The organism is Ornithinibacter sp. (assembly GCF_035443565.1).
Lineage (GTDB): Bacteria > Actinomycetota > Actinomycetes > Actinomycetales > Dermatophilaceae > Fodinibacter.
Map to the genome: position 1 here is coordinate 1 of NZ_DAORSO010000078.1, position 11,237 is coordinate 11,237.

Consider the following 11,237-nt stretch of genomic DNA (forward strand, 5'->3'; position numbering starts at 1 on the left):
GGAGGTGGGCGGACGGCATCCGGTACGACGTCGGACCGTGGGCGCGAGAGCGAGCCACTGGCAGCCCGCAAGGCGGCCGGCATCGGGTGGATGCTCACCCTGCTCGCCACCGTGCTCGTCGTCGCCGGTGTGGTGCTGCGCGCGCTCGAGGTGCACCGGTGGCCGCTGGGCAACATGTACGAGTTCGCGATCGTCGGGGCGATGTTCGTGCTGGTGTCGTACTGCGCGTGGGCGTTCCGGCGTGACCTGCGCTGGCTCGGCCTGTTCGTCGTCACCCCCGTGCTGCTCAACCTCGGGCTGGCCATCACCGTCTGGTACACCGACGCCTCGGAGCTCATGCCGTCGCTGCGCTCGGTGTGGCTCGCCATCCACGTCGCGGTCGCGACCTTCTCGGTGGCCGTGTTCACCATCGCCTTCTCGCTCGGCATCCTCTACCTCGTGCAGGACCGGCTCGAGTCGACCCCCGGCCGCAAGCGCAGCTTCATGGACCGGCTGCCCGACGCGCGTTCGCTGGAGCGGTTGACCTACGCGGTGCACATCGTGGCGTTCCCGCTGTGGACCTTCACCGTCATCGCCGGGGCCATCTGGGCCCGGCAGGCCTGGGGTTCGTACTGGAACTGGGACCCCAAGGAGGTCTGGAGCTTCGTCATCTGGGTCGTCTACGCCGCGTACCTGCACGCCCGCGCGACGACCGGGTGGAAGCGCCAGAACGCCGTGTGGATCGCGCTGGCCGGGTACGGCTGCATCATCATCAACTTCGCCGTGGTCAACGTGTTCTTCGTCGGCCAGCACTCCTACTCCGGGTTGTGATCTGACGTGCTTCGGTACACCGTCCTGCGCCTGCTCGTCTTCTTCGGCGTGCTGTCCGCGCTATGGCTGCTCGGGCTGCGCGGCCAGGAGAACATGCTCCTGCTCGTCGCCGGTGCCGCCCTGCTGTCGGCCGTCATCTCGTACTTCGGGTTGCGGCGCTTCCGGGAGGAGTACTCGGCACAGCTCGCGCAGAAGATCGAGCAGCGCATCGAGACCAAGCAGGCCAAGCAGTCGGCTGCCGGGGCCGGCGCGACCGATGAGGACGCCGAGGACGCCGAGGCCGCGCGTGGGGACGACACCTTCCGCTGACCGGGCTGACCCCGCAGCAGGTGGTGAGGGTCAGGTGGCGATCGCGACGCCGATGACGACACCGAGGGCGATGAGGACGGCATACGCCACCTCGTAGAGCCCCGTGGCGGCGAGCACCGGGATCAGCTCGCGCCCCGTGGTGCCGGCCCGCACGGTGCGCACGGCCTTCAACCCGAGCGGCACGGCGAGCAGGCCGAGCAGCGCCCACGGCTCGAACCACGCCATGGCGCCGAGCGCCACCACGGATGCCGTGAACAGCGCGACGTACAGGGTGCGCGTTCGCGCGTCACCGAGTCGCACCGCGAGGGTGCGCTTGCCGTGCTCGATGTCGGTCGGGATGTCGCGCAGGTTGTTGGCCACGAGGATCGCGGACGCCAGGGCACCGACGCCGATGGCGCCGATCAATCCGAACCAGGACACGGCATCCGCCTGCGTGTACAACGTGCCGAGCGTGGCCATCAGACCGAAGAAGACGAAGACGTAGACCTCACCGAGGCCGCGGTAGCCGTAGGGGTTGTCGCCGCCGGTGTAGCGCCACGCCGCCAGCACCGACAGGGCACCGAGCGGCAGCATGATCCACGCCTCGCTGAGGCCGACGAGGGCCAGACCGGCCATGGCCGCGGCGGCGAAGCTCAGCATCGCGGCGGCCTTGACGTTCGACGGGGCCGCCAGGCGCTGGCCGACAAGGCGCACCGGGCCGACCCGGGCCTCGTCGGTGCCCCGGATGCCGTCGGAGTAGTCGTTCGCGTAGTTCACCCCGACCTGGAGCGAGAGGGCGACGAGGAGGGCGAGGATCGCCAGCGCCAGGTCGGCGCGCCCGAGCAGGTGCGCGGCAGCGGTTCCGAGGATGACGGGGGCGATGGCGGCGGGCAGGGTGCGCGGGCGTGCACCAGCCACCCACTGGTTCAGGGATGCCATGGGGGTGTTCAGAGGTCCTTGAGGAAGTCGGGGTCGTCGTCCGGGCCGCGGGGGCGGCGCTGTTGGGGCAGGCCGCGCGGCCCCGTGCGGGGGCGTCCGGCGATGAGCCAGGCGGCCGGGCCGACGACGGGGAAGAGCAGGATGAGGATCAGCCAGGCGATCTTGGGCAGGTTGCGCGCGGCGCCGTCCTGGGTCTGGATGGCGTCGACCACGCAGTAGACCGTCAGCGCGAGGCTGAGGATGACAGGCAGGTAACGCAGCACTGCCCCATCATCCCACGGTGAACATGGCCTCCACCGCACGGCGGTCGGGCTTGCCGGGGCCCCGGGTGGGGATCGCGGGTGAGGTCAGGGCCCGTCGTGGCAGGGCGTGGTCGGGCAGGATGCCGCGCAGGTGGGCGCGCAGGTCGGCGGCGGTGACGTCGTGGACGGCGTCCGGGGCGAGCACGACCAGAGCGGACACGACAGCCCCCCACTCGTGGTCGGGACTGCCGACGACGACGGCCTCGCGGATGCCGGGCACGTGCTCGAGGATCGCCTCCTCCACCAACCGCGGGGCGACCTTGAGGCCACCGGTGATGATGAGGTCGTCGACGCGGCCGTCGACGTGCACTGTGCCGTCGTCGTCGACGTGGCCGACGTCGTCGGTACGGAACCACCGGATGCCGTCCTCGTCGGTTCCGAACGTCTCGCGCGTGAGGTCGGGGAGGCCGAGGTAGCCGTGGGCGATCGTCGGGCCGCCCAGCAGGATGCGAGCCTCCTCGTCGAGCTCGACCTCGGTGCGGGGCAGGGCCCGGCCGTCGTAGACGCACCCGCCCGCGGTCTCGCTCATGCCGTAGGTCGCGACGAGGTGCACCCGGGCCCGCTCGGCTCTCGCGCGCAGCCGGGGCGGCATCGCGGCGCCACCGACGAGCACGGCATCGAACGTTCGCAGGGCGTCGGCGCCACCGGGGTGGTCGAGCAGGCGGACCACCTGGGTGGGCACGAGACTGGTGTACCGGCGGGCGCCCGGGGCCAACCGTTCGGTGGCTGCGACGAACGCCTGGGGCCGGAAGCCGTCGGTGAGGTCCATCGCGAGGGGCGGCGTCCCGGCATCCAGCGATCGCACCAGCACCTGGAGGCCGGCGATGTGGTGGGCCGGGATCGCGAGCAGCCACTGGCCGGGGCCGCCGAGGGTGGCGTGGGTGGCGCGGGCGCTGGCTCGCAGGGCCGGTGCCGTGAGCATCGCTCGCTTGGGGGAGCCCGTGGAGCCGGAGGTGCCGATGACGACCGCCAGCGCCTCGGGGAGCGAGGTCGGGTCGTGGTCGGGGACCGGCGGGACCGGTCCGGAGGCGGCGTGCGGCATGACCGGCCGGTCGCCGGCCAGGGCCTCAGCCAGCAGGGGCAGCAGGTCGAGGCTGGCGGGCCCGGCAGGCACTGCGAGTGCTTCGACGGCGGGTGCGCCGTCGTGGTGGTGGCCGGTCATCGCTGCTCCCCTCGCCAATCGTGGGCCGCCGGTGGATGATGGGGTCTGGACCATCGGGCCCAGGAGGTGGACCGTGGACGAAGCGTATGCCGCGTACCTGCGAGCGGTGCAGGAGCAACGGGCCGAGCTCGGTGAGTCGATGGTGGCCCTCCAAGGGGCGCTCGACCTGCCGGCCGGGCTCGGTCCGACGTGGCGGGGGCGGGTGCGGGCCGCGCTGACCGAGCTGGCCCACGACCTGCGCGACCACGTCGAGCTCACCGAGGCCGCCGGGGGGTTCTACGACGACATCCGCACGGCTGCTCCGCGCCTGAACCACCAGGTCGAGGAGCAGCTGGCCGAGCATGCAGCCCTGCTGGCCGAGGTCGAGCGGTTGCTCGCCGAGCGAGATGACGGGGTTCGTGGCGCGGACGCCGTGGTCGCCCACCGGGAGGCAGCGACCCGGTTGCTCGAGCAACTCGTGCGGCACCGGCAACGCGGGTCGGACCTGACGTTCGAGGCCTATGCGGTCGACCTCGGCGGGAGTGGCTGAGGCCGGTCCGGGCCGCGGCCAGTGCGGACTAGGTGACGAGCAGGGCGGTCACGGCGACCGCGACGGTCGCGATGATCTCGCCGATGCCGACGGCCTTCGGTGAGCCCCGGAACGCGGGCAGGACCGCCGCGCGGATCGTCAGCAGTGCGAACACGAGCACCAGCCACGGGCTCACCCACGTCATCGCGACGGTCGCAGAGCCGTGCGCCAGGGCCGAGAGCCAGTGGAAGCGTTCGTCGCCCCGTTCGCGGATCATCGTCTTGACGTAGAGCACCGTGCCGGCGAAGTACGCGGCGAGGATGCCGGTGAGGAGCCAGGCGCGCTGCCAGTCGGCGCCGCCACCGGCGTCGTACGCGACGAGCACCATCAGGGCTGAGCCGATGCTCGTCGCGAGGCCGCTGCCCAGGCTGCGCTCGTCACGTCGGGCGCTGGCCACGAGAGCGACGGCGAGCGGTGCGACGAACAGGGGAGCCCAGCGGATCAGGCCGGGGTCGAGGACGAGGGTGAGGGCGCCGAATGCCGCGGAGGTGAGGCCGTAGGTGCGCAGGGGTGGCACGAGCTGGGGGCGCCGCCGGGGCGGTGCCTTGAGCCACAGCCCGGCGGCGAAGAACGCGAAGTAGCCCAGGAACCAGAAGGCAGTCAGGGGCAGGTGGACCCACCGCGGGCTGCTGGCGAGGATGCCGACCGCGAGCGGGGTGGCGAGCATCGCCCAGGCCCCGTGCTGGTTGGGGACCCACCCCGGCGACCGTCTGCGGCTCACCCGTCGAGGGTAGGCCGCTGAGCGCGGCGCTCGGCCACCGGGTCAGCGAGAGGTCACGCGAGAGGCCACGCGGGGGTCACCGTCCTGCCAGGGCGCGGGCGCGGTCGGCGCCGGGGCCGGTGAGGTCGTCGTAGCTCGTTCGGCGTCCGGTCGACAGGAGCAGCAGGGAGGTGACTGGTCCGTGGACCTCTTTCCCTGAACCGCGGGCCCAGTCGGTGTCCGTGGCGACGAGGCGCAGACCGCGCAACCGGCGTGCGGGGAAGAACGGGAATCCGAAGGTGCGCTCCCAGGCCCAGTCGGTGGCGGTTGCCGCTGCCTCGGGGTGAGGGGTCACGCTCTTTCCGAGCGGGCGAGCGATGTCCTGTGCGTGCACCAGGGCATCGAGCAGGGGGTCGCGCCACATCGTCGTCGGTGCCAGCGTGCGGTTGCCGACGATCGTGCGCAGCCTGCCACTCACCTCGGCATCCGACAGGCCGCGAGACCAGGCCAGGGTACTTTCGCGGATGATGGCGTCGAATCGAAATCCCTGCCGCACAGCGTTCTTGAGGGCGAACGTGGTCGACGCGAGTGCGGCCATCGACAGGTGGGCGCCCACGTCACGAATGGTCCAGGCGCCGCACAGTGACTGCTGCAGGCGTTGGTCGGGGGTGAGGGTGTCGATCAGGTCGGCGACCTCGGTGCGCACTGCGTCGATCGCCTGCCAGCTCTCGTCCTTGCTGATGGTGGTCATGCGCTCGTCTCCGATACCGTCAGACTATCGAACCATATTGGTACGATAGTCTGACGAACATTCGGATGGCAAGGCACGGCATCCTCGGTTGTCGTCCTACCGCCCGGTATCGATCGCATCACGTCGGAGGTGACGGGTTTTGTCGGACCCCAATGTCGGGGTGCTCATGTTCGTGGCCCATCGCGCGATGGAGGAGCGCGTGCTCGCCGCCCTGCGCCTCGCCGGATTCGACGACGTGACCCTCGCGCAGGGGAGGGTGTTCGCGAGGATCGGGCACGGGGGGACCCGTCTGACCGACCTAGCGGAGATGGCCCAGGTCACCAAGCAGACGGCCGGCTTCCTCGTCGACCGGCTCGCGGATGCCGGGTACGTCGAGCGGGTGCCGGACCCCAGCGATGCGCGGGCCAGGCTCGTTCGGATCGCCGACCGCGGCCGGGTGGCCCGGGAGTGCGCAGCCCGGGCGGTCGCGGAGGTCGAGGCCGAGTGGCATGCACACCTCGGAGCACGCGACATGGACCGGCTGCGCTCGATCATGGGACGACTGCGAGTCGTGACCGACCCCTACCGGGACCTCGACCCCTCGCAGTGATCGTGGGCCGTCGTGTCCTCGCCGTGCTGCGGCCGGCCCTGCCATAATCGCCGGCATGACCTTCTCCCTCGGCACGTTCGCGTCCCCCGTCGACGGCACCGCACTCGCCACCTACACCTGGGATGCCGTGCAGGCGCCCGTCGGGGTCGTCCAGGTGGCCCACGGGCTCGCCGAGCACGCAGGTCGCTACGACCGCCTCGCGCAGGCGCTCAACGTGGCGGGCTTCGTCGTCCACGCCACCGACCACCGCGGCCACGGGAAGTCGATCTCCGGGGTGCCGGGTGACTTCGGGGATGCCGGGTTCGAGGCGCTCGTCGCTGACGTCGCCGCCTACGGCGCCAGCCTGGCCGCAGCGCACCCCGGGCTGCCGCTGTTCCTCGTCGCGCACTCGATGGGGTCGTTCGCTGCCCAGTCGGTGCTCCTCACCGATTCCGACCAGTACTGCGGGGTCGTGCTCTCGGGCTCGACGGCTCTCGCCGAGCTGGGCGCCGCCATGGCGGCCGGTGCGCAGGGCCCCGATGCCCCGGCTGGCCTCGAGGCGTTCAACGTCGGCTTCGAGCAGCGCACCGGCTACGAATGGCTATCGCGCGACGAGGCCGAGGTGGACGCGTACGTCGCGGATCCGCTGTGTGGTTTCGACCTTCCGGAGGCGACGGTCCCGGCGCTCTTCGGGGCTGCCGGGACGCTCGCCGACCCCTCGGCGCTCGCGGCGATCCGCCCGGGCCTGCCCGTGCTGATCGCGTCCGGTGTCGATGACCCGCTCGCGGGTGGCGGTCAGCTCGTGGAGCTGCTCGGGCAGCGCTACCGCGACGCCGGCCTGACGGATGTGACGGTGCGCCTGTACGAGGGTGCGCGGCACGAGATCTTCAACGAGACCAACCGCGGCGAGGTCACCGACGACGTGATCGCGTGGCTGGACGCCCACCGCTGAGGCCCACGGCAGGGACGGGGGACGCGGACGACCTCGCGAGGCTGGATGCCGCGGCACGGCATCCGTCGATGCTCGCCCGCGTGGTGGCGGGCGTGTTCACGCCGGCGAACGTGGTGCTCGCGGTCATGGCGTACGTCGCGCTGCGGCACTCGAGCAGCGCGGTCGAGGCCTTCGGGTGGTGGGCGCTGACGCTCGTTCTCGTCGTGGGGGTGCCCTACGGCATCCTGTTTCGCGCGCTGCGGGTCGGGCGGGTGGACGACCGGCAGGTGGTGCGGCGCTCGCAGCGGCCGTGGCTGTTCGTCATGGCGCTGGTGTGTGTGGTGCTCGCCCTGGGTGTGTTGGCCGTGGCCGATGCGCCGCGCGAGGTCGTCGTGCTCGTCGTGTCTATGGCGGCCGGACTGGTGGCGATGTCGGTCGTGACGTTGGTGACCAAGGCGTCGATGCACCTGGCCGTGGCGTCGGGGGCGGTGGCCGTGGTGCTGGTCGAGCAGCCCGGGGTCGGTGCTGCGCTGGCGCTGCTGCTCGTGCCGATCGGGTGGGCGCGCTGGCGGGATGGGCGGCACTCGGTGGGGCAGATCGTGCTCGGTGCCGTCATCGGCGGGGTGGCGTCGTGGGCGGTCTACGGGGCGTTGCGCTGACGGCAGGTGGTCACGGCAGGGTCGTGGGCTGGCTCGTCTCGCGAGTGGCAGGACGTGCCTAGAAGTACCAGGGGAAGGGGGACCAGTCGGGGTCGCGCTTCTCGAGGAACTGGTCGCGCCCCTCGACGGCCTCGTCGGTCATGTAGGCCAGGCGGGTCGCCTCGCCGGCGAAGACCTGCTGGCCCATGAGCCCGTCGTCGAGCAGGTTGAACGCGAACTTCAGCATGCGCTGCGCCTGCGGGCTCTTGCCCATGATCTCGCGGGCTGCCTGCAGCGCCTCGGCCTCGAGCTCGGCGTGGTCGGCGACGATGTTCACCGCGCCCATGCGGTGCATGTCGTCCGCCGAGTATGTGCGCCCGAGGAAGAAGATCTCGCGGGCGAACTTCTGCCCGACCATCTTGGCGAGGTACGCACTGCCGTAGCCGCCATCGAAACTGCCGACGTCGGCATCCGTCTGCTTGAAGCGGGCGTGCTCACGCGAGGCGATGGTGAGGTCGCAGACGACGTGCAGGCTGTGTCCGCCGCCGGCAGCCCACCCGTTGACCAGCGCGATGACGACCTTGGGCATGGTGCGGATGAGGCGCTGTACCTCGAGGATGTGCAGTCGACCGCCCTCGGCCTTGGCCCGCCGCTCGTCCACGGTGTCCGCGGTCGCGCCGTCGGCGTACTGGTACCCGGAGCGGCCGCGGATGCGCTGGTCGCCGCCGGTGCAGAAGGCCCACTTGCCGGCGCTGCCGGTGCCGTCGGGGCCCGGGCCGTTGCCCGTGAGCAGGACGACCCCGACGTCGGCGGTGCGCCGGGCGTGGTCGAGCACGCGGTAGAGCTCGTCGACGGTGTGCGGGCGGAAGGCGTTGAGCACCTCGGGGCGGTCGAAGGCGATGCGCACACACCCCAGGTCGACCGCGCGGTGGTAGGTGATGTCGGTGAGGTCCTCGAAACCGGGCACCTCCGCCCAGGCAGCGGGGTCGAACGTCTGGCTCACTCCGGGGATCGCGCTCACGGCGGCAAGGCTAGCCGCGCCCGGTGACGGCTACCCACGCAGGAGGCTCACGTCGAGGCCGCGGAAGCGGCGAAACCTCCGGTCGAAGGTGAGCAGGGTCGCCCGGGACGTCGAGACGACCGCGCCCCGGCGGCCTGTGGACAACTCCATCGGCGATGTCGGCCCCTCGTGCCACGATCAGGTCAAGAGCGCGCCAGGGGGCGCGGAACGGGGGAGTCATGACGAACGACAACGTGGTGAGGTTCGGCCCACGCCGGGGTGGCGACGAGTGGGGCCGCAGGCCCGGCGACCTGGGGTTTCGAGGTATTGGTGACGAGCCATTCGACGAGCACACCGGGCGGTACGACGAGTACGGCCTTTCGCGGTACGACGACGAGCCGCGTGGGTCCGACCTCGGGACCTTGACCAACGTGGTGCTGGTGGGCTCACAGGTCATCGACGTCACGAGCCACCCGGTGGCGGGCAGCGGGTACGAGTGCGCGGTGCTCGACCTCGAACAGCGAGGGCTGTACCAGCGACCCATCAGCCATCAACCACCTCCTGCGCCGCCGCCCCCGCCGCCGCACGAGCGCCAGTTGGCGTGGTTGGCGACGATCGTGGGGGGAGAGGAGGCGCTGTTGGCACTCGACTCCACACCGCTTCCGGACGAGCCGCTCGACCTGTCGGGCGTGCCGCGACACCTCCATGCACGGGTCGAGGCCATCGCTGGGAGGATCGACCCCTGGGTGTCGCTCGCGATGGGCGACGAGGGCCTGACCGCGGCCCGCCGATTGCTCGTGCGGGCCGTTGCTGCGGCACCCGGTCTGCTGCGCAGCGACCGAGATGACATCGCTGCTGGAGCCGTCGTGTGGGCCGCGGCCAAGGGCAACGACCTCGTGGGGCAGAACCGGCCACTGCGGGCCAGCGTCATCCAGGACCTCGCCGGTCTGCTCACCTCACCCGGTCAACGAGGGGCAGCCTTCGCGCACGCCCTGACGGGTGTGGGGACGAGCTACGGCCAGGCCGACTGGCTCTACGGCGGTCTGCGCCCGAACGTCATCCCCCTCGGCAGCCCCGACCTGCTGCTCGGCAGCTTCCGCCAGCGGCTCATCACCTTCCGGGACATCGCGCTCCAGCTGCGAGCCCGAACCCCGGTGGCGGGCTGATCGGCCGCGCGGCCACGGCTTACGGTGGGAAGCATGACGTTGCCACCGCTTCCGGACCTGCTGGCGGGGATGCGCGTGGTCGCCATCCCCATGCGGGTGCGCTTTCGTGGCGTGACCACTCGCGAGGTCGCGCTCATCCGCGGGCCGCACGGGTGGGGTGAGTTCGGGCCGTTCCTCGAGTACGGGCCTGCCGAGGCCTCGCGCTGGCTCGCCTGCGCCATCGAGAGCGCCCACCACCCCTGGCCGGATGCCGTCCGCACGACCGTTTCGGTCAACGCGACCGTCCCAGCGGTCGCGCCCGGGGAGGTCGCCGGCGTGCTCGCGCGCTTCCCCGGGTGCACGACGGCCAAGGTCAAGGTCGTCGAGCGCGGGCAGAGCCTGGCCGACGACGTCGCGCGGGTGGCCGAGGTGCGTGCCGCCATGGGCGCCGCGGGCCGGGTGCGGATCGACGCCAACGGCGGGTGGAGCGTCGACGAGGCCGTGGCCGCCTTGAGCGCCCTGGCCCGATACGACCTCGAGTACGTGGAACAGCCGTGCGCCACCGTCGAGGAGTTGCGTGACCTGCGCATCGCCTTGGCGCGCGCCGGTGTCGACGTGCCGATCGCCGCCGACGAGTCGATCCGCAAGGCCGAGGACCCGCTGCGAGTCCGTGACCTCGAGGCTGCCGACCTCATCGTCGTCAAGGTCGCGCCACTCGGGGGTGTGCGCTCGGCGCTGGCGATCGTGCAGGAGTGCGGCCTTCCGGCGGTCGTGTCGTCGGCGTTGGACACCAGCGTCGGCATCTCCTTCGGGGTGGCGCTCGCCGCCGCGCTGCCCTCACTCGAGCACGCCTGCGGGTTGGGCACGGTGGCCCTGCTCGCCGGAGACGTCACACCCAGCCCACTCGTGCCGGACCACGGGTCACTCACGGCCGGGCGGGTGGACGTCGGCGAGGCACTGCTCGACCGGTGGGCTGCGCCACCGGAGCGGGTCACCTGGTGGGCCGACCGGGTCGCCGCCTGCCACGCCGTGCTGGCCGCTGCTCCGCAGGGCGGGGGCATGCCGTGATCGACGTGCGCTGGACGTGGGCCTTCCTCGACACCCCACGCCCGCTCGCCGACCGCTCATGGGCCTACTGGGCGCAGGTCACCGGATGGTCGGTGTCGGCCCCACGCGGCGAGCACGGCGAGTTCGCGACCCTGGTGCCCTCTGACGGCGACCCCTGGGTGAAGTTCCAGGCGGTCGGGGACGGGGTGGGCGGCATCCACCTCGACCTCGACGTCGACGACGTGCGCGCGGCCGCAGACGAGGCCACCCGGTTGGGTGCGCGTGAAATCGGCACGCTCGGCGATCCGGAGATCGTGGTCATCATGCGTTCACCGGGCGGGCTCGTGTTCTGCCTCACGACCTGGCAGGGGGACTCGGTGCAGGTTCG

At 71.8% G+C, this 11,237-nt stretch carries 15 protein-coding genes; 9 read left to right on the top strand and 6 right to left on the bottom strand.

Annotation, left to right across the window (positions count from 1 at the left end):
• Both ccsB and PLL68_RS09325 read left to right on the top strand, forming a co-directional pair.
• The coding region (gene ccsB, locus PLL68_RS09320; protein WP_324533490.1) for a c-type cytochrome biogenesis protein CcsB at positions 1 to 810 on the top strand (810 nt) is incomplete at its 5' end.
• A gap of 6 nt (positions 811 to 816) precedes the next feature.
• Positions 817 to 1,119 carry a DUF4229 domain-containing protein gene (locus PLL68_RS09325; protein WP_324533491.1) on the top strand — a complete coding sequence of 101 codons (303 nt, stop codon included), beginning with the start codon at positions 817 to 819 and terminating at the stop codon, positions 1,117 to 1,119.
• 30 nt (positions 1,120 to 1,149) lie between these two features.
• Here PLL68_RS09325 and PLL68_RS09330 read toward each other — a convergent pair whose 3' ends face one another.
• The 3 genes from PLL68_RS09330 to menE are packed head-to-tail and all read right to left on the bottom strand — an operon-like array spanning position 1,150 to position 3,501.
• Entirely contained in the window at positions 1,150 to 2,037 is an 888-nt protein-coding gene (locus tag PLL68_RS09330) for a 1,4-dihydroxy-2-naphthoate polyprenyltransferase (protein WP_324533492.1), read from the bottom strand.
• Between the two features lie 8 nt (positions 2,038 to 2,045).
• Complete coding sequence (locus tag PLL68_RS09335) at positions 2,046 to 2,300, bottom strand: PLD nuclease N-terminal domain-containing protein (protein ID WP_324533493.1); 255 nt, start codon at positions 2,298 to 2,300, stop codon at positions 2,046 to 2,048.
• Between the two features lie 7 nt (positions 2,301 to 2,307).
• The gene (menE, locus tag PLL68_RS09340) at positions 2,308 to 3,501 is read right to left on the bottom strand and encodes an o-succinylbenzoate--CoA ligase (protein WP_324533494.1); all 1,194 of its coding nucleotides are present in this window, start codon (positions 3,499 to 3,501) and stop codon (positions 2,308 to 2,310) included.
• Between the two features lie 73 nt (positions 3,502 to 3,574).
• On the opposite strand from menE, the gene PLL68_RS09345 reads away from it, so the two are divergent.
• The gene (locus PLL68_RS09345; RefSeq protein WP_324533495.1) at positions 3,575 to 4,030 is read left to right on the top strand and encodes a hypothetical protein; all 456 of its coding nucleotides are present in this window, start codon (positions 3,575 to 3,577) and stop codon (positions 4,028 to 4,030) included.
• A 28-nt stretch (positions 4,031 to 4,058) separates the two neighbouring features.
• Here PLL68_RS09345 and PLL68_RS09350 read toward each other — a convergent pair whose 3' ends face one another.
• Both PLL68_RS09350 and PLL68_RS09355 read right to left on the bottom strand, forming a co-directional pair.
• Complete coding sequence (locus PLL68_RS09350; RefSeq protein ID WP_324533496.1) at positions 4,059 to 4,790, bottom strand: YwiC-like family protein; 732 nt, start codon at positions 4,788 to 4,790, stop codon at positions 4,059 to 4,061.
• 76 nt (positions 4,791 to 4,866) lie between these two features.
• Positions 4,867 to 5,520: a maleylpyruvate isomerase family mycothiol-dependent enzyme gene (locus PLL68_RS09355; protein ID WP_324533497.1), complete on the bottom strand. Its 654-nt coding sequence runs from the start codon at positions 5,518 to 5,520 to the stop codon at positions 4,867 to 4,869.
• Between the two features lie 139 nt (positions 5,521 to 5,659).
• Between PLL68_RS09355 and PLL68_RS09360 the strand changes: the two genes are divergently transcribed.
• The 3 genes from PLL68_RS09360 to PLL68_RS09370 are packed head-to-tail and all read left to right on the top strand — an operon-like array spanning position 5,660 to position 7,678.
• Positions 5,660 to 6,109 (top strand): MarR family winged helix-turn-helix transcriptional regulator, encoded by a 450-nt coding sequence (locus PLL68_RS09360; RefSeq protein WP_324533498.1) that lies wholly within the window; start codon positions 5,660 to 5,662, stop codon positions 6,107 to 6,109.
• Positions 6,110 to 6,164: 55 nt separating this feature from the next.
• The gene (locus PLL68_RS09365) at positions 6,165 to 7,040 is read left to right on the top strand and encodes an alpha/beta fold hydrolase (protein ID WP_324533499.1); all 876 of its coding nucleotides are present in this window, start codon (positions 6,165 to 6,167) and stop codon (positions 7,038 to 7,040) included.
• Entirely contained in the window at positions 7,019 to 7,678 is a 660-nt protein-coding gene (locus PLL68_RS09370; RefSeq protein WP_324533500.1) for a hypothetical protein, read from the top strand. Before PLL68_RS09365 ends, PLL68_RS09370 begins: the two co-directional genes overlap by 22 nt.
• Before the next feature lie 58 nt (positions 7,679 to 7,736).
• Here PLL68_RS09370 and PLL68_RS09375 read toward each other — a convergent pair whose 3' ends face one another.
• Entirely contained in the window at positions 7,737 to 8,678 is a 942-nt protein-coding gene (locus PLL68_RS09375; protein WP_324533501.1) for a 1,4-dihydroxy-2-naphthoyl-CoA synthase, read from the bottom strand.
• A 218-nt stretch (positions 8,679 to 8,896) separates the two neighbouring features.
• Here PLL68_RS09375 and PLL68_RS09380 point away from each other — a divergent pair, with 218 nt between their 5' ends.
• From PLL68_RS09380 to PLL68_RS09390, 3 genes are all read left to right on the top strand, one after another.
• A complete protein-coding gene (locus PLL68_RS09380; RefSeq protein ID WP_324533502.1) occupies positions 8,897 to 9,823 on the top strand; it encodes a hypothetical protein in 927 nt (308 codons plus the stop codon).
• A 33-nt stretch (positions 9,824 to 9,856) separates the two neighbouring features.
• Entirely contained in the window at positions 9,857 to 10,870 is a 1,014-nt protein-coding gene (locus tag PLL68_RS09385; protein WP_324533503.1) for an o-succinylbenzoate synthase, read from the top strand.
• Positions 10,867 to 11,237, top strand: a 371-nt coding sequence (locus tag PLL68_RS09390) for a VOC family protein (protein WP_324533504.1), incomplete at its 3' end; no start/stop codon positions are given. The genes PLL68_RS09385 and PLL68_RS09390, both read left to right, overlap by 4 nt.